Below are 18,413 nucleotides of genomic sequence, written 5' to 3'. Positions count from 1 at the left end.
TTATTTATCATCTATTTCAATAGTCGCTAGCAGTTCCAAGGCTTTCATTCGATTAGTTTGATCAGGAATAAGAGGAATAAAAATAACTTCATCTGCTCCTGATACCGCAACTAATTTATGAACTGCCTGCTGAACCATAGCGACATCTCCAACCAACATTCGCATACGATTTGCTGCCATCTGAACTTTTTCAGCATCCGTCACGACATATGTTCTAGCTGTTTCCCCACTAGGATAATGGGAAAATTCATTAAAATCATTTTTCCCCAACATCCATAAATCCAAGGGACGAGCCAACTCTTCTGCTAGCTCCTTCGTCTCGGCAATCACAACAAACAAAGCTAGGAGGAATTTCCCTTGCTTCTGAGTAGAAGCTAGATGTCCCTCGCGGTAGGCTGTCCCTAATGTAGCTGCTGTTTCTAGAGGATTTTGAACGATGAACGGAAAGCTACCATAGGTAAAGCCCATCCCCAATCGTACAGCCTCATGAACCGAACGACCTCCCGTTCCTAAAACGAATAATTCGACCGAAGACTGGGACTTGGGACTGGCTGTAATAGCTACATCTTCATCCTTCAGATAACTCAATAATTTTTCTAACCAGATACCATATTCTCGACTAGTATAGGAACTGTTTAAATGTTGATGAACGAGAGCTGTCCCCAATGAATTGCCCAAGCCAATATCTATCCGTTCTGGATACAAGGTAGCTAGGGTACGGGCAATTTCTGCCACCTTATAGGGGCTATAATGTAAGCCCATAATCCCACCAGAACCAATTCGAATTGTCTTGGTTTGGTTGGCCAAATGAGCCATCACGATTTCTGGAGTGCTAATTGAAAAAGCAGGAAGATTGTGGTGCTCTGCAACCCAAAAACGATGAAAACCAAGCTCATCAGCCCGTATAGCTAAAGCCACTGTCGCCTGTAAGGCCTCCTCTGCTGTCTGTTCCTCATCAATAACCCCATAGTCTAAAATACCAAACTTCATGCTTCCTCCTTCTCATAATTGATAGCCAACTCTCGAAACAAACTACGCGAATCAGCAGGCAAGGATTCTCCATAATCCATTAACGGAACAATATCCTTAAAAGAGGCTTGAGGAATCGCTAAGGAAGGCAAGTCCGCAGCTTTAATCTTCAAATGAATATCCTGCGCTCGATTTTCTCTTATCTTTTGAACAAACTCAGGATCCACGATAAAGGGAGTTGAAGCTCCAACCAAATCCGCATGTGCCAAGGCCTCAATCGCCTTTTCAGGACTATTGATACCGCCTGTTGCCATAATGGGAATCTGTCCCTTCAACTGTTGATAAATCACTTGGTTGACTAATTGTCCTTGATAGCGACCAGTAGAGCGAACGCGATTCCGAAAAACATCATGTCCCCAGCTAGCAATCGCCAAATAAGCAAGAGGCACTCTGTCCATTACCTCCTTGACTAACTGGAGAAATTCGTCAATCGAATAGCCAATCTGATGCCCCCTCGTTTCCTCAGGAGTTGCTCGAAAACCAAGCAGAAAAGGACGTCTTGCTTCACTAACGATTACCCCGTGAACAGCCTCCAACACTTCAAAGGTTAACCGTGCCCTACTAGAAAAATCTTGCGCACCATAGTCATCTGTACGCTGATTGGAAAAAGTAGAGAAAAAAGTCTGAATAAGTAAGCGTTGGGCAGAAGACACTTCCACACCATCAAATCCAGCTTCAATGGCTCGTCTCGTTGCCTGACGGTAATCCTCTACGATAGCCTTGATTTGTTCAACTGTTAGAGCCTTAACATCGTGAGGAATAGGCGATTGCAAATGCATCGGACTTGGACCATAGACAAAGCCTTCTCGTGCTAGTGTATGCGAAGAAAAACGTCCCGCATGCGTCAGTTGCAAGATAGCTATTGCTCCTTCTGCTTTCATGGCCTGTGCTAATTGACGAAGACCAGCAATATCTTCATCCTTGGATACACTAAAGCCAAATTCAAACAATTGACCGTAAGGATTGACATAGGCTGCGCCTGTAATTTGCAAGGGTGCAGCTGCTGCTCGGCGCTTTGCATAAGCCAAATCATCCTGACTAACATAACCTTCCTTGCTAGAGGAATTAGTCACCATGGGCGATAGAACAAAGCGATTGTCCAATTCGATACCATCTCCCATAGAAAATGGTGTAAATAAGCGACTTATATCTACCATATTAACCTATCCCTACTTTCTGATGACGTTCTATTGCATCTCGCTTGCCTTTCGCAAAATCTGCTAAATTTTCCAAACTCAGACGATAGTCTATCGGTGTTTGTCCTAGGTTCTGTATCAACTGGTGTAACCCTCCCATAACATCTTCCATTCGAACAGGCTGAGCTAGCAAATCAGATAAGGTCGCCATCGAAGCAGGATTGACTTTTGGATAGGTTGGTTGGGGCACTGAATCCCCCGCAGCTACCTGGTAAAATTCCCGAATCAACACACCTCGTTCCTCCTGCTTACCAGATAGACTAATATAGGCTGAAATAGCAATACCCGATTTGATGCGCCTTTGCGCCAAGCCTGCAAATTTCTGACCTCTGATACTCAAATCGTAGGTCCCTGGACAGTAGGAATCACTTATTTCACGAACTTCTACTTCATGAGCGGCTACCGGGAGAATTTCCTTAAGACAGACTACCATAAGTTGATAGGCCTGTCCCATATCTAACTTTTTACCTCCCAGATGATCAGGGATGATTAAAGAAAGATTGACAATCCCTGCATCTGCTACAACAGCTAGTCCACCGATAGAACGAACAAGCGGTTGGTAACCATGCTGACGAATCAGCTCGACACCTCTTTCAAAATGGGGCAAACGGCAATCAGCCATTCCCAAAATGACCGTCCTTTCAAGAGGCCATAGATGCCAAATTAGTTGCCCTTTCTGTCGATCAATCTCCTTTAGAAAAACATCTGCCAAAATGAGCTCATCAATAGAGGCTGTAAAATGAGCTTCCGATGAGTGATATACTAAATGAGAAACATCAGCTAATGATTGTAACAACAGCAATGATACCCCTTTCATGAATCTATTTCCATTCTAACATAATATAGGCATAAATCAATTGATGGCCTTGAAAAATAAAAGAGAAAGTTTTCGATTAAAAAAGATTCACTGTGACTCTAGATAGAATGTTTTAACGAAAAATCGCTCACTTAAATCCTAGGCTAGCGGTTTTTACTGAAAAATCCTTTACTTGAGTTCTAGGCTAAATTCTTTCTCCAAAAAACAGCTTACTTAAATCCTAGGCTAGCGATTTTTACTGAAAAATCCTTTACTTGAGTTCTAGGCTAAATTCTTTCTCCAAAAAACAGCTTACTTAAATCCTAGGCTAGCGGTTTTTACTGAAAAATCCTTTACTTGAGTTCTATACTAAGATTTTCTCTGATACTCATTTAATTTCAAAAATGACCATTTCGTCTATTACTACTTATTTTTTATTATAACAGGAATAAAAAAATCTAGTTGTTCATTTCGAGCAACTAGATTTTTTTAACCTACAACAATGACGATAATACCTTCTAAAACAACAAGAAGAAGAGTTAAGAAATGGTGTTTTTTCATGTGATAATCCTCGCTTTTGTTTTTCTTTATTGTATGCTATTATGAAACAAACTACAAATTTTTCCCATATATGCGTGCAGGAGGAAGAGAGATGAAAAATTTTGGAGAAATTTTTAAAAAGTTTCGAGAATCAAGGGGATTACGATTAAAAGATGTCGCAAATGCTGGTATATCAACATCTCAACTATCTCGGTTTGAAAAAGGAGAGACTGATTTAACCATTTCAAAGTTTATGCTCATTTTAGATGTAATAAACATGCCAATTGATGAGTTTATGTATGCAGTTCATGATTTTCATAGAGATGAATTAAACGAACTCTTATCGAAAGTACGTCATTTTGTGTCTACTCGAGACGTAGAAGGAATGAAAAAACTTCTTTATTCTCAGATGGAAGCGGAGGAAAAACGTGAGAAATTTCATCAAATCAATATTATTTTATTGAAAATTCGCCTGCAAGATTTATCAGGAGAAAATTATTACGATGAAAAGGATTTAGAGAATTTAACTGATTATTTATTTAGTGTAGAATACTGGGGTTATTATGAACTTTTGATTTTTTCAAACACTTTAGATGTCCTTAAACATGATGTTTTCATGGTTTTAGCAAGGGAAATGTCTAGACGTTCAGACTTTTATAAAGAAATTCCTACTAATCGACGCTTGATTTCGACCATGTTACTTAATGCCTATATTACCTGTATTGAGCGACAAAATCTTATGGATGCATTGTATTTTGAGAAGCAATTGAAACAGTGCTTCTTTATCGAAACAGAAATTTATGAAAGACTTGTTTTTCTTTATGCTCAAAATCTTTATCGTTATCGCAAAACAGGAAGTAAATTGGCGATTATTGAAATGAAGAAGTGCATTGGAGCCATGAAGTTATCAGGTAGTGACCACTTGGCACAAACCTATGAAGGACATTTGAAAAAAATGTTAACCGAAAATGGTTAGTCAGCATATATGGGAAAAAATCACCTCGAAATGATGATTTGGTAAAATTATCATTAGAAATTCACTAGGTAACATAAAAGTAATGTACTAGTTGAGCTGTATTGAATTGTCTATAGTGATAGAAGTTATTACCATTATTATGAATTTTGAGGTATTTAAAATGCAGATACTCTCTCCATATATTTTAAGAAAGAAAACCGAAACAGGGGAGTTATTTTTTAATAGTAAAAATAATCACTCTTGCTTCATTACAAATGATTTATTAGATGCTGTTGAAAATGATTTAGTGGTTAAGAGGCAGTATGAAAATTATTTGAGTAAGTATAATTATTTTCAAGAAGAAAATGAATTTGAGAAGACAATAGATTATGTTAGAAATACTGAAATGGAGACATTAGAATTTACAATTTTAACACATGGAGACTGCAATTTTAGATGTAAATATTGTTATGAAAAATTTGAAAATATAAAAATGAGCGAGGAAACTGAGGCTGCGATAGTCGAATTTACAGAAAAATTATTAGCTGAATCTATGTTTAAATATATGCATGTATCATGGTTTGGAGGAGAGCCTTTATTGGGGCTAAAAACGATAAAGAATCTTTCAGAAAAATTTATGACTATTTGTTCTCAAAATGGAGTTGATTATTCTGCTAGTATAACAACTAATGGATATCTGCTTAATGAACGAATTATTCATCAGTTAATTTTAGGCTATAGCGTTAGTAGTTTTCAAATAACACTTGATGGAGATGAGGAAAGTCATAATTTTCAAAGAGTATTACACAATGGAAAAGGTTCATATAGTAAGATACTCGAGAATATTAGATGTTTACAAAATTCAAATTTGAATTTTTGTTGTAATTTAAGATTTAATATATCAAAAGAAAATTTCAATAATGTTAAGATTTTTTTGGGATCAGATGGGGAATCTTTTAAGCATGATAAACGATTTAGATTTTATTTTTATAACGTAGGTAGTTGGGGATGTGGGGAGCGTTCTCGAAATTATAAAGTGACATTGCCTGATCCAGATGCTAGCTTTGAATTATCAAAATTTGCTATAAAAAAAGGATATAATGTCCCCGCTGCTAGAGGTATAATAACGAATTTGTTCAACTGTTATGCAAACAGAAAAAATCACTATACTTTTAACGTAAAAGGTGTGATTCAAACATGTACTGTTGCCTTGTATTCTAATTCTAATATCTTTGGAAGTGTACATGGTAAATTTAATCATGAAAAATTTGACAGATGGCACTTGACTATAGATTCAGAATGTCAGAAGTGTCCAAATGCTTTAATTTGTAAGTCAGGCTTTTGCCCACCTAAACATAGAAGTAATAAACAAAGAACATTATGTAATCAAGTAAAAAAGAAAATTGATAAAAATCTTGAATTATTTATACTAAACAAGGAATATTGTGATTATCTTGATGTAAAAAGAGAGGAGGTGTAAAAATGATTGTAATTGAAAATAAGAACACTACTCAATTTGATATATTGGCAATGCGTGATCATTATTGCGATGAGGATGGAAATGAGTTTTAGTTTATTTTTTAATAATTAATTGCAATTTGGTGAGTCTGATTCAAAAGATAATCACTCTTAATAAGTAACATCAAATACTAGCTCACTAAAATATTAGATAGCCTCAGTTAAAGTTGGCTTGTGTACAACTATTATACTGAGGCTTTTATGAATATTCGCTTCATTTTTAGATAGGTTTATTTATGAAATTGCTAAAATATATAAAAACTAACATCTTTGTTTATTTTTTAATCGGAGTGTTTTTGAATAGTGGGATGATTCTCATTAAGCCATTACTATTGGATAAGTTGTTGAGTATTCGTGAAGGACAACTTACAATTGATACGATACTACACTTTATTATATATGGATTTTGTCTGCATTTATTTTTTTATAGCACGATGTTGTTAGCAAATTTTGCCAGTAATAATCTGCAACGCCATCTTCAAGTTCGCTTAAAAAATCAGCTTATTAATAAATTATTTTTACAAGAATCCTTTGTGTATGATGAAAAAGTTTCAATTGTTACACAAGATATGGAAGTACTGTATAACCGCTTCTTTTTACCTTTAGATATGATAGTCGGAAGAGTGTTTATACTTTGTACAACGATTACTTTTATTTTGGTGCAAAATTTTTGGCTTGGTCTAGTTTTTGTAGTCTTTTCTTTTCTTCGTCCTTTACCTCAATGGTTGATGAACAATCGTTTAATAGACAGTGGAGCAGATTTTTCTGAAAAGCAAAAGGCTTTCCATCTATCTGTAGGAGACTTTTTTAAGGGAGCTGATACGATTTATTTTTATGGTGCTATCAAAGAAAATTTTGCCAAGTTGACAAAAAACAATGAATGTTATGAGAACACTCGCTGGAAAAATGAATGGACTGGTAATGTCGTTTATTTTTTCAATGGGCCTTTAGAATTTCTTAGTCAGGTACTACCTCTTGCACTTGGTCTGTTACTACAAAAAAAGGGGGGAGAGCTATCAACAGCCAGTTTGGTCGCTATGTATATAGCCACAATGAATCTTAGCGGACCTATCCAAAAGATTATGTATAGTGTATCTGATATTCAGCGTTCACAGGCAGTAAAAGAAAAAATATTTTCTTTGCTAGAAGAACCTTGTTTAGAGGCATCTTATACGACAGTCGAATCTTTGGCAGAACTTGTTGCAGTCGATGTTTCAAAACAGATTGGAGAACAAGCACTCTTTTACAATTTTTCACTCAGATTATCGAAGCCAAGTAACGTTTTAATAAAGGGAGCTAGTGGTACTGGAAAGTCAACTCTCCTACGCCTGTTGGCAGGAAAGGTAGCCCCGAATAATGGTCGAATCTTCGTGCGTAACAAAGCTGGACAAGAATTTAATCACTATCAAGGAAATGTGGCTTATATTTCTCAGAATCCATTTTTCAGCCATGGGAGCATTCGGGAAAACTTGACTTTAGGTCAGGAGATGTCAGACCAAGAATTACTCTATTATCTAGAGCAGGTTGGTTTAACGAATGAAATCACAAATATTCTAGAGTATCAACTAAAAAATAACGGAGAAAACATTTCAGGTGGACAGCGTCTACGGCTAGAATTAGTCCGTTGCCTACTTCGGAAAAAAGATATTGTGCTGGCAGATGAGATTACAGCATCCTTGGACAAAGACAACGCACATCAAGTGAGGCAATTGCTATTGCAATTACCTATCATTTTGATTGAAGTTGCTCATCATATTGATTCAGAAACGGATTATAATCAGATAATTGATTTGGAAAGATATCGATTCAAATAAATATTGCTCTTTATCACCCACTACAGCCGACAAAGAGCCCTTTTCTTGTGATAAAATCTCCAAGTCAATCTTGTTATGATGTCGCTATCATACAAAAAAAGAGATAGCAACAACGCATGTTAAATAAATTAAAAGTCAGGCTCCTGATTGTCCTCGAAGGTGTAGCTGTAACTAGTTTTATAGTAATGAGGGGCTACATCTTTGGTTCTCAACCTGTCACAAACACGAAAGGAACCCACTGAAAAAGCCATCAATTTGATGAATTTTTCAGTGGGTTCCCATGAGCTATCTTCTTTTTCGGCAAAGCCCGAGCCTGTTATATGGCTCTTTACACCCTGAACATTTTCTAGCTTAAGTTTAATTGGTTTAGTTGGGTGCTTTGCTGGCTCCAGGCTCCAAGATTGCCCCTTTAAGATCTTTCACCTGTGATTTCATTGTGAGTTAGCTCTGTTGCCTGCAAGTATCCACTCAGCTTCTTCTTGATCTCAGTAACCGAAACTGTCTAACTCCCTGTTTATTCCATGAATAAAAAGAGCCTATCTGAAAAAGCAGTACGATCAAGCAAAATAGAGCAAAGAAATAGTTGACTAAGCCCCCTTGATAGGTTGTATACCAGATTAGGGTAACAAAAAGAGCTATCAAAACAAGATGAAAGAGATTCCGACAGATTGCGTAGAAGACGAGAGTTTTAGAAGAGCGAAATTCTTTTGCATCCCGATCAAACAATACCCCTATCAGCAACTCACCAATCAACTCTGCAAGCCAACTCATCCCTTAGCCCTCTCTTACTTCAAACCAGTCTTAATCCTTTAAAGCAATGCCTTTTTCTTTCAATTGCTTAATCGTTGCTGCACCGATACCTTTTAAGGCTACCAAATCTTTTTCTGTCCATGTTGCAAAATCAGCCACACTTTGAATACCTGCTTGGTAGAATGTTTCCAAACGACTAGCAGGAATAGCCTCAAGTTCTGGCAGTGCTTGGAAATCCTCTAGACTTGTTGCTGCCTGCTCCTTGATTTCTGCAACAGCTTCCTTAACTTGCTCAACAGCCTTATCAACTACTGTTTCAGCTACATCAACAACTTGTTCCAAACGCTCACGACCTGCTTTTTTCAATTTTGCCCATTCACGTTTTAATTGTTTTTTACGGTTTACTTTTTTCTTTGCCATTTTTCTCCTAATCTCCTTTTATCTTATCCTTAATAACTTCGTTTGCCAAACAGTTCATCCGGTAAATCATGGAATCCTTTGCCCGCAGCATAGTTAGCGAATTTTCCCTGAATAAAGCGATAGGCATCTACCTTGCTTTCATAGCGAATGTAGGCATCCGCTGCACGCTCATCCTTGTCTTCTTCCAAGACGCGGCGGCTTTCTTCCATAGCCATTTCATTTATCATCACTTGAGTATTGACCCAAGCCTCGAATTCTTTTAGAAATTCCTGTTCATAACTCATTCGTCAATCTCCCTATACACATCTGTTTCAATTGCCCGATAGGGCGCAATATCTTGAACATATTCCAAGACTCCTTGAAATTCTCCAGCCACATCACGCACAGCTTTGTAGGTCACATGAACAAATTGCCCACGAGATTCTGAATTGAACCACATCTCAAATTTGTCCTTGCGCCCCTCATGCAAGGCGGTGAAAATCGCTCGTACTTTCGGTAATAATTTAGGCGGATGACACAATTCCACATGCCGGCCAACCTGACTTGGCGTGCGTTTGAAAATCATCTCCTCGCTCGGTACCGCATCATTATAATACTGGAAAATATCATCCTTATTCACAAAGGTAATTTCCATGGGCAAATGATTCAATATCAAGTTCGCCTGTTCAATAGACAAATAGCCATTTCCAAAGGCCTGTGTTTCTTGTTCTGATTGCTTTTTAGGCGTAAAGGAAATGCTTAATTCTCCATCAGGTGTATCAATCCTATGATGAATCACCTGCTCAGTCCCTACGACTTCTGAAACAGCTTCTTCATTTCTCTCTGAGGTAAAGTTGTGTCTTTCCGGTGTCCATTTCTCTTTGGGACGAATAATCGCATAACCGAAGGTATCACTTTCTCCTGCAATTTGTAGCCAATCATCTTGCGTAAAACATTCGAGCAGAATCATTAGCAAAATCGATTCTTCCTTGAAAATCATACTTTCAAATTCGACTGCAAAGGCTTCAAAACTCTGTTTTAAAACCTCAATTCCTTGCTCTTCTAATTGCTGACTATCCGTTTGAACAATCGCAAACAAGTCCCGAATTTGGTCATCCACTCCCCACATAACCTTGGGTGGTGAATCATGTCCGTATTTTTCCATCAAGGGAAAGAACAGTTCTTCCTTACGACGATAATGGTTGTCAAACTGCCCTAACAAGGCTAGTTGGCGCTGCAAGCCTTTGATGATTTCCGTGCGAATGGCCGAATCTTCTGCCTGCTCATAACTCTCTAACAAACGACGAATCCGGATTAGAGCTGCTCGTAAGGCTAAATTTTCATCTTTAAAAACACGTACCGGATGACCCGCCTGATCTGCATCTGCCACCTCTACATGTTGAATCGCCTGTTTAAATAGATTGGCATGGACATCGCACAAGGACATGACATCTTCAAAGGTCACTCCCGAATCAGAATTCATCAATTCATGCTCCATGAGCGAAATCTCAATAGCAGATACTCCAGCAAAGGTTTGATTAAATCGTTCTTGGACACTATCCGGACTCGCCCCTTGGTGCAGGTCTAATAAAATATCTTTTAAGATATGAATGCGCTCATCTGTCATGCTTCTCCTCCAATGACATCATATCCATTCCACTCCAAGGTTGACTGGACTTGGGCCAAATCAATTCCCTTCATCTTAGCCCCTTGCTTAAGCGACACCGTTTTTCCAAGTGTCTGACGCATCAAAGGATTGGCAAGCGGAGTAAAGCCAAGTTCCACTAAAATTTCGAGTACCTCAGGATGCTCTTCAATCACTTGGGCTACAGGAAGGGAAAGATTAATCGTATTCATGTTTCCACCTTCATTTATTTTTTCCCATTATAGCATATTACAATGGGAAAAGGGAGAAAAAAAGGGAAGATTTACAGTAAAAAGCGCTTTCTTGCCTTGCTTTAATCAAAGGTTTTAGAGATAATGAGTAATCATATGATTACTCATTCTGTCCTTTTCACTAAAAATACTGATGATAAGTGCTCAAAAGATTACAAAGGGGGAAAATTATGATAAAATTAGAAAATTCTTATATTAACCTAGAGGAGAGAAAGATACAATGAGTGAGAAACACCATCATTCAACCAACAAAATGGAAAGGAGCCTGCAAAACCGCCATGTCCAAATCATGGCTATTGCAGGAACAATCGGAACAGGATTATTCCTAGGCGCTGGGCGCTCTATCAGTCTGACTGGTCCTTCAATCGTCTTTATCTATATGATCACAGGCAGCTTCATGTACCTGATGATGCGGGCAATCGGCGAGATGCTCTACCGCGATCCCGACCAGCACACCTTTATCAACTTTATCACCCACTATGTGGGAAAGGGCTGGGGCTACTTTGCCGGCTGGTCCTACTGGCTCTCGGTCGTCTTTATCGGTATGGCAGAAATTACTGCTGTCGCAGAATACGTCCAATTCTGGTTTCCAACTTGGCCTGCTTGGATTATCCAATTGGTTTTTCTTATCATTTTAGGCATGGTCAACTTGATTGCCGTCCGCATCTTCGGAGAAGTCGAGTTCTGGTTTGCCATGATTAAAATTATCGCTATTTTAGCTCTAATTGCGACCGCCATTTTCATGGTTTTGACAGGATTTGAAACACCGACTGGTCTTGCCAGTTTGACCAATATCAGCGACGGATTCAGTCTCTTTCCAAATGGACCACTAAACTTTATCGTCGCCTTTCAAATGGTCTTCTTTGCCTATCTGATGATGGAATTTATCGGGGTAACAACTGCTGAGACGGAAAATCCTCGCAAAGTACTACCAAAAGCCATTAAGGAAATCCCTGTCCGCATCGTCTTTTTCTATGGTGGAGCCCTACTTGCCATCATGGCGATTATCCCTTGGAGGAACTTAGCAACAGCTGGCTCTCCCTTTGTAACGGTGTTTGAATTAGCAGGGATTAAATGGGCCGCCGGCTTGATTAACTTTGTCGTCCTGACTTCTGCTGCCTCTGCCCTCAATTCGACCCTGTATTCTACTGGGCGACACCTCTACCAGCTTGCACATGATGCACCAAATGCCTTGCTCAAAAAATTCAAGATCAACACCCTATCACGGCAAAACGTTCCACAAAATGCCATTATCACCTCTGCAGTGGTTATCGCACTTGCCGCTGCAATCAGTATCCTTCCTGGCGTATCCGATGCCTTTACCTTGATTACAGCTTCTTCATCAGGTGTCTACATCGCTATTTATGTTTTAGTTATGCTCGCACATCTCAACTATCGCAAGTCTCAAGACTTCATGGCAAACGGGTACCTCATGCCTGCCTACCGCTTCTTAAATCCCATTACCATCGGCTTTTTCCTCTTTGTCTTTGCGACCTTGTTCCTCCAAGAAGCAACCCTTTGGGGAGCAATCGGCTCCACCATTTGGATTATCGCCTTTGGTAGCTATAGCCTTTCTAAATTTAGATAGTCAAAAGGCTTTTATCAGAAAATAAATATCAAAACGAACAAAGGAATATTTTCAACATTTGAACTCTCCCTTTGTTCGTTTTGATTTAGTACTAGGCAACGTGTCGCAAGCATAATTAAAATTAGGTAAGGCGCGTTAACAATATAATAGATGAAAACGAAAGACTAGAACCATGTAAACTTATAGCTCGTCACATGTTCAAATAACTGGTCTTTTTCGAGTAAAATCGATCCGAATCCTTCTACATTGCAGGCATTGGGTAGTCCTTGACATTCCAAACTAAAGGCACCATGAAAGACTGCCATATCCTGACTTGGAAAATTATAGGTATAAATCACAACTGCTGGTTGATTGGTTGTAACCGTCAAACGAATGCGCTGATCTGGACTAACCACCTCAACTGGCTCTGCTACCTGATTCAAGACCCAAGGATGATCATAGCCTTTAACCAATTGATTTTGCGGATGTTCCAAAGTAAATCCTTGGGCAAACGTTCCTCCAACTCGGAAATCAAATGGTGTCCCCTCAACAGACTCTAATCTTCCAAGAGGCAGATTATCCTCTCCTAATGGCGCATAGGTTTCAGCTGCAATGCGAATCTGGTGGTCAGCCACATCTTGCCGAACATCTCCGGTCAGATTAAAGTAGACATGGTTAGTCGGATTAAAAATCGTATCCTTATCTGATTGAGCTGTATAGGTAATTTCAAGTGTATTATCCTCGGTCAAGCGATAGCAAGCCTTGACCCGCACATCCCCCGGAAAGCCATTGGAGCCGTCAGAAAGCGTAATCGTAAAGCAAACGCTATTTGCCGCCTCATTTACTTCTACATCCCAATACTGTTCATTTGCCGTATTCACCCCACCGTGCAAGGTGCGACCTGGTTCATTTTCTGTAAAGTGATATACCTTTCCTTTAATCTCTGCCTGTGCCTTTGAAATACGGCCTGCGACTGGTACAATAGTCGCTCCAGGATAGGGATCTTTTGTCTTATATTCTTCATCAGAAGAAGCAGATAGACTTACATTGCGCAAACCACCATCCTCTTCAACAGGAAGCAAAATCTCCACAATCCGTGCCCCAAAATTGGTCAAATTCACCTGCATCCCAGCTTCGTTGACCAGATGATACTTCCTTGCCCTTTCACTTCCAAATGGACTAATTTCAATCATGATTTCTCCTTTCAGTAGTTGAAACCTGTATTCACAGCTCCGTAACTCTATTCAGGGCTTATGAATACTGGTTCTTAATAATACACAATTTTCTATGATTAAAGCAACACTCTCAAAACTCAAACAGGAGCTGGCATTTCTGCCTGCTCCTGAGGATACTTAAAGTCTATTCATCTTCGTCATCTGACATGCCAGCAAGTACATCGTTCACATACTGGATGTATTCGGATGTACTTTCATCATAGCGTGATGTCGTACCAAGAAGAGCATCATTGATAAAACGAATGACCATCGGCATATTCATTCCCGCATAAAGATCAATTTCGCGACCTTCTAAGATTAGTTTACTAACCACATTACAAGGTGTTCCCCCCAGCAAGTCAGCAAAGACTACAAAATCATCCAATCCTTGAATCGTATCCAAAAATTTGGCTTGAAATTCTTCTGGCCCTTCTGCAGGGAGCAATGATACTGTATGAATGTTGTCCTGAGGACCCATAATCATCTCTGTACTTTGCTTCAATCCCTCACAAAATTGTCCATGACTGACGAGTATTAACTGTTTTGACATATCACACCTAAGTTTCTAATTTTATACTCCCATTCCGAATACAAAGTAACCAAATGCAGACATTGCAAGTGCTGCTACAATAATCAGCAAGATTGCTTTTGTAGAAGTCATACCTTTACGACCAAGCAACCAGAAGATAGCACCTGTAATGATAGCTGGCAACAAGCGTGGGAAGATGAGGTTAAGCAAGTCTTGCACATCAATCATCTTTTCACCAACGTGGAATGGCGCTGTTACTTCAACGTTAATCATGGTTGCAATCAAGGCACCCATCATGAATACCCCAAGAACAGAAGCTGCATCAACAAGGGCATTCAAGGTATCACGCATGGTGGTTACCAATTTCACACCTTCTTTGTAGGCAAATTCCAACTGTTTCCAACGGAAGATATCATAGACAACCGCTGCTCCTACCCAAAGGGCAATACCAACGACACCAACAATGTTACCACCTGCTGCCATTGACGCTGCAATTGTACCCATAATGGCTGGAACAAGTGAACCAAAGATAGAGTCACCAAGTGGAGCAAATGGTCCCATGAGACCTGTCTTGATACCATTAACCGCATCTTTTGCTGCGATACCTTGTTCTTCTTCCAAGGCAAGGTCGAAACCTGCGATAATAGTGTGGAAGAATGGTGAAGTATTAAAGAATTGAGTGTGCAAACGCATCATTTCTTGTAGTTCAGGAGTACCATCTCCGTACATTTTACGAAGTTGAGGCAAGAGCATGTATAGATAGCCTGAAGCCTGCATCCGCTCATAGTTCCAGCCTAATTGGTAAGTAAATAAACTACGTTTGTTAATTTGATTAAAATCTTCTTTTGTAAGTCTGTAATTAGATTTCATCATCTTCAATTTCCCCACTTTCTACAGTTGATGTGGTAGGCGCAGCTACGGTACGACGTGCATTTTGATAGTGAAGCACTGCCAACAAGATACCGATAATCGCAATACCAATCATAGACAAACCTTTGAAGTTTCCATTAAAGCCTTCAACAGCACCAGCAACTGCACCACCCAATGATGCTACGTTTCCATAAAGTACAGACAACATTGCCGTGATACCAAAACCTGCTGCGAGGTAGTGAAGGTTGCGTTTAAGTGGAAGATAGTGAAGCAAGATTGCAAATCCAAGACCTGGAAGCATACGAGCTGCAAGAGTTAAACCGGCTGCAATCCATTTGTATTGAGGTAACTCAATTGTTGTCACCATGGTTTCAACAAGAGCACCACCAAAGGCAAGAGCAAGGAAGACAGGAACAGCACGAGAAGCTGCCCAAGGAAGCGCACCTAAGAGATAATTGCGTTCAATTGCTTTATAGTCAAAACGTTCAATCGCAGCATCCACACGGTGAGCAAAGTAAGTAGTTGTGAAGCGACCAAGGATATCTGCATAAGTCAAAAGACCCGCTACTGGAACACCGATTGTTGAAATCGCAATTTCAGCATCAATTCCTTGTGCTACTGAGAAGGCAGTTGCCAACACCGCACCAGACGTTGCGTCGATACGAGAAGCACCACCAAAGGTACCGACACCAAGTACCACCAATTGCAAAGCTGAACCAATCAACAGACCTGTTTTCAAATCTCCCATTACAAGTCCTGTGATGAAGCCCGCAAACATTGGTGAGCCGGCAGATGATACGATGGTCAACTCATCACAGATTTGATAAGCTGAGTACAAGGTAAGTAAAAGAATTTGCCACCATTGAATCATGATGTAACCTCCTAAAAATTTTTTATAATTGTTTCATGTCTGATTCCTTAGATTGAAACAAGACAAATGTAACCGAATAATCTTATCTCACCTTCGCAAGCAATGGTAAGAAGTCTTTCGCAGTATCACCTGGAACCATTTGATGAATCAAGTTCACGCCTTTAGCATGCAATTCATCAAAGACCTTAATATCTTCATCCACAACGTTTACTGAACGAGTGACAGAACGTGTTTCAGGTGACTGAGACATATTTCCAACATTCAATTCTGGAATCGTCACGCCCTGTTCGACCAAGCCCAAGATTGGAGCTGGACGTTTTGCAACGATAAAGAGACGTTGGGAATCATATTTCCCTGCTAAAATGTTTGCTGCCGCTTTTTCAACTGGTAAAACAGACAATTTCACACCTGGTGGGCAGGCTAATTTCAAACCAGATTTTTCAATGTCATTGTTGACAACATCATTGTCTACTACCATAATCCGTGAAATATTTAATTTTGTAGTCCAAAGGTTGGCTACCTGTCCGTGGATCAACCGGCCATCAATACGAACTCCTATAATTGCCATAGTATACTCTCCTTTTACGTTTTATAATATATCTTTATAGATAGGTTCTGGTGAGAAACGAAGATTCTCTCTATATGTGCCTTCAGTTTCGAAGACAATAATTTCATTTTCTCCTTTCTTTAAGTATCCTTTTGGTATATAGAGGGAAAGGATTGGTCCTCGTTCCCAGAAACGACCCATATTTTGTTGATTTACAAAGACAACACCTTTTCCAAAACCAGTCATATCAAGATAGGTATCTTGAGCATGCTCCACATTGATATGGTAGCGATAGAAGGCTGGCTGATTTTCTTGCCATTCTTTGGTAAAATCCAGCTCCTGAAGCCTATCTAGTGGTAGGGGATACATCTCCCACTGGCCAATAAAGTGTAAATCTGCTATAACTCCACGACCTAGTCCTTTTCGTTGTGTCGGTGCGGTCAACTTATGACCATAATTTACACGACCCATATTTTCGACTAAAATCGTCAAGTCTGTTTCTTTGGTTAGCTGATTCAAGAAGATGTCTTCGCCGATTTCTTCCTGATATTGCGTCGCAACTTTCTCGCCTGCTAGAAATACCTGTACGCGATCCCTAGCATCAATAATTCTCAAGCGCTCTGCTTCTAACTTATCTTTCTCAATCCACGTGCGATAACACGTATAACCAACATTCTGACCAAGTTCTTCCATTGATTTGGGATAAAAGGCCTCTTGGCAATCGCTTACATTTTCAAGGATAGAAAACAAGCTCACCTTATCATTTAAGGATACCGTTGGATAAGCCTTGGCTTCTTTGACCAATGGATCTGCATAATCAAGCTGCGGATAGCTTTTTTTCATCAGCTCTTGCAGTTTATAAAATTTCTTAGTTGGATTTCCCGCTTCATCTAAAATCGCATCATAATCATAAGAAGTGACTTGTGGTAAATCCACCTGACCTCTAGCTGAACAACCATTCATAAAGCCGAAGTTGGTTCCACCATGGAACATATAGAGATTAATACTTCCTCGTTCAATGGTATCCATAACCGCTAGTGCTAGCTCATCTGGATCTCTGCGAATAACTTCGTCACCCCAACGATTGAACCAACCATCCCAAAATTCCATACACATGAGCGGCCACTTCTTGCCATGTTCATCAAAAAAGGCTTGTAGTTGGTCAAAATTCTCAGCTGCCTTAGAACCAAAATTGCCAGTCACCAAAATATCATCTTCAATGAGTGTTCCGGCTCGTAAGGTTGCTCTCCATGGACCATCTGAAGTGAAGAAAGGTGCGGTTAATCCATACTTTCTCATCAACTCTGCGATTGCTCTCAGGTAGGCTTTTTCTTCTCCATAGGAACCATATTCATTTTCCACTTGGAACATCAAGATGTTGCCACCTTGTGATAATTGGTGCTTAGCTAGAATCGGCAATAAGAAAGCGTAATAGTCTTCTACATGCCTCAAATAAGCTGAATCACTCGACCGCACACGCACCTGCTCTGCTAATAGCCAGGCTGGTAAACCACCCCACTCCCATTCTGCACAAATGTAAGGTGAGGGGCGAACAATGGCATATAGACCAAGTTCCTGTGCTATGCTTAAAAAACGTTCGATGTCCACTATTCCCTCTGTAGTGAAAGCTCCCTTTTGGGGTTCATGTAAATTCCATGGAACATAGGTTTCCACTGTATTAAAACCTAGTGCTTTCAAATTATACAGGGAATGATACCAATCATCTGGATGTATCCGAAAATAATGAATCGCCCCAGATAAAATCTTAAACGGTCGATCATCCAAGTAAAAGTCTTCTCGAATTTGAAAATTCTTCACTGTTTCCTCCTTGCAACCGTTTTCTTATCTTTATCAATATATTAACACAAACAACTGGTTATGTCCAGTCGTTTTTTAAAAAATTTTCTATTTTCATAAAAATT

General features: G+C 39.5%; 17 protein-coding genes. 4 read left to right on the top strand and 13 right to left on the bottom strand.

All coding sequences use genetic code 11. The features are described 5' to 3' along the window. The 3 genes from J5M87_RS02070 to J5M87_RS02060 are packed head-to-tail and all read right to left on the bottom strand — an operon-like array spanning window position 1 to window position 3,042. The gene (locus tag J5M87_RS02070) at window positions 1-990 is read right to left on the bottom strand and encodes an MsnO8 family LLM class oxidoreductase (protein WP_154608102.1); all 990 of its coding nucleotides are present in this window, start codon (window positions 988-990) and stop codon (window positions 1-3) included. Beyond that, window positions 987-2,186 carry an NADH-dependent flavin oxidoreductase gene (locus J5M87_RS02065; RefSeq protein ID WP_154608101.1) on the bottom strand — a complete coding sequence of 400 codons (1,200 nt, stop codon included), beginning with the start codon at window positions 2,184-2,186 and terminating at the stop codon, window positions 987-989. The genes J5M87_RS02070 and J5M87_RS02065 overlap by 4 nt, the downstream gene beginning before the upstream one ends. Window position 2,187: 1 nt before the next feature. Next, a complete protein-coding gene (locus J5M87_RS02060; protein ID WP_154608100.1) occupies window positions 2,188-3,042 on the bottom strand; it encodes a lipoate--protein ligase family protein in 855 nt (284 codons plus the stop codon). A gap of 631 nt (window positions 3,043-3,673) precedes the next feature. Here J5M87_RS02060 and J5M87_RS02055 point away from each other — a divergent pair. The 3 genes from J5M87_RS02055 to J5M87_RS02045 all read left to right on the top strand — a co-directional run bounded on the left by J5M87_RS02055 (window position 3,674) and on the right by J5M87_RS02045 (window position 7,848). Next, on the top strand, window positions 3,674-4,537 hold the full coding sequence (locus J5M87_RS02055) for a helix-turn-helix domain-containing protein (protein WP_154608099.1): 864 nt from the start codon (window positions 3,674-3,676) through the stop codon (window positions 4,535-4,537). A gap of 160 nt (window positions 4,538-4,697) precedes the next feature. Further along, complete coding sequence (locus J5M87_RS02050; protein ID WP_154608098.1) at window positions 4,698-5,996, top strand: radical SAM protein; 1,299 nt, start codon at window positions 4,698-4,700, stop codon at window positions 5,994-5,996. A 274-nt stretch (window positions 5,997-6,270) separates the two neighbouring features. Next, complete coding sequence (locus J5M87_RS02045) at window positions 6,271-7,848, top strand: ATP-binding cassette domain-containing protein (protein WP_154608097.1); 1,578 nt, start codon at window positions 6,271-6,273, stop codon at window positions 7,846-7,848. A gap of 801 nt (window positions 7,849-8,649) precedes the next feature. Here J5M87_RS02045 and J5M87_RS02040 read toward each other — a convergent pair. From J5M87_RS02040 to J5M87_RS02025, 4 genes are read right to left on the bottom strand one after another with little or no spacing between them, the layout of a single operon-like run. Next, complete coding sequence (locus J5M87_RS02040) at window positions 8,650-9,018, bottom strand: helix-hairpin-helix domain-containing protein (RefSeq protein WP_154608096.1); 369 nt, start codon at window positions 9,016-9,018, stop codon at window positions 8,650-8,652. A 29-nt stretch (window positions 9,019-9,047) separates the two neighbouring features. Further along, a complete protein-coding gene (locus J5M87_RS02035; RefSeq protein ID WP_067088155.1) occupies window positions 9,048-9,302 on the bottom strand; it encodes a DUF1912 family protein in 255 nt (84 codons plus the stop codon). Next, window positions 9,299-10,624, bottom strand: a complete 1,326-nt coding sequence (locus tag J5M87_RS02030; RefSeq protein ID WP_154608095.1) for a DUF438 domain-containing protein — start codon at window positions 10,622-10,624, stop codon at window positions 9,299-9,301. The genes J5M87_RS02035 and J5M87_RS02030 overlap by 4 nt, the downstream gene beginning before the upstream one ends. Next, window positions 10,621-10,854: a DUF1858 domain-containing protein gene (locus J5M87_RS02025; protein WP_154608094.1), complete on the bottom strand. Its 234-nt coding sequence runs from the start codon at window positions 10,852-10,854 to the stop codon at window positions 10,621-10,623. Before J5M87_RS02025 ends, J5M87_RS02030 begins: the two co-directional genes overlap by 4 nt. 259 nt (window positions 10,855-11,113) lie before the next feature. Here J5M87_RS02025 and J5M87_RS02020 point away from each other — a divergent pair, with 259 nt between their 5' ends. Then, window positions 11,114-12,481, top strand: coding sequence for an amino acid permease (locus J5M87_RS02020; protein ID WP_160463226.1), 1,368 nt, complete (start codon window positions 11,114-11,116; stop codon window positions 12,479-12,481). Window positions 12,482-12,645: 164 nt separating this feature from the next. On the opposite strand, the gene J5M87_RS02015 is transcribed toward J5M87_RS02020, so the two are convergent. The 6 genes from J5M87_RS02015 to J5M87_RS01990 all read right to left on the bottom strand — a co-directional run bounded on the left by J5M87_RS02015 (window position 12,646) and on the right by J5M87_RS01990 (window position 18,309). Next, on the bottom strand, window positions 12,646-13,653 hold the full coding sequence (locus J5M87_RS02015; RefSeq protein WP_154608093.1) for an aldose epimerase family protein: 1,008 nt from the start codon (window positions 13,651-13,653) through the stop codon (window positions 12,646-12,648). Between the two features lie 166 nt (window positions 13,654-13,819). After that, on the bottom strand, window positions 13,820-14,224 hold the full coding sequence (locus J5M87_RS02010) for a PTS sugar transporter subunit IIA (protein ID WP_154608092.1): 405 nt from the start codon (window positions 14,222-14,224) through the stop codon (window positions 13,820-13,822). Between the two features lie 21 nt (window positions 14,225-14,245). Next, the gene (locus J5M87_RS02005; RefSeq protein WP_154608091.1) at window positions 14,246-15,076 is read right to left on the bottom strand and encodes a PTS system mannose/fructose/sorbose family transporter subunit IID; all 831 of its coding nucleotides are present in this window, start codon (window positions 15,074-15,076) and stop codon (window positions 14,246-14,248) included. Next, on the bottom strand, window positions 15,063-15,944 hold the full coding sequence (locus tag J5M87_RS02000) for a PTS mannose/fructose/sorbose/N-acetylgalactosamine transporter subunit IIC (protein WP_154608090.1): 882 nt from the start codon (window positions 15,942-15,944) through the stop codon (window positions 15,063-15,065). Before J5M87_RS02000 ends, J5M87_RS02005 begins: the two co-directional genes overlap by 14 nt. An 82-nt stretch (window positions 15,945-16,026) precedes the next feature. Further along, window positions 16,027-16,512 carry a PTS system mannose/fructose/N-acetylgalactosamine-transporter subunit IIB gene (locus tag J5M87_RS01995; RefSeq protein WP_154608089.1) on the bottom strand — a complete coding sequence of 162 codons (486 nt, stop codon included), beginning with the start codon at window positions 16,510-16,512 and terminating at the stop codon, window positions 16,027-16,029. A 21-nt stretch (window positions 16,513-16,533) separates the two neighbouring features. Then, window positions 16,534-18,309, bottom strand: coding sequence for a glycoside hydrolase family 35 protein (locus tag J5M87_RS01990; protein WP_160463227.1), 1,776 nt, complete (start codon window positions 18,307-18,309; stop codon window positions 16,534-16,536). Window positions 18,310-18,413 lie beyond the last annotated feature (104 nt).

The organism is Streptococcus sp. zg-86, assembly GCF_017639855.1.
Taxonomy (GTDB): Bacteria; Bacillota; Bacilli; order Lactobacillales; family Streptococcaceae; genus Streptococcus; species Streptococcus zhangguiae.
Note: the sequence above shows the minus strand (reverse complement) of the source record. Positions and strands in the feature narration are given on the sequence as shown.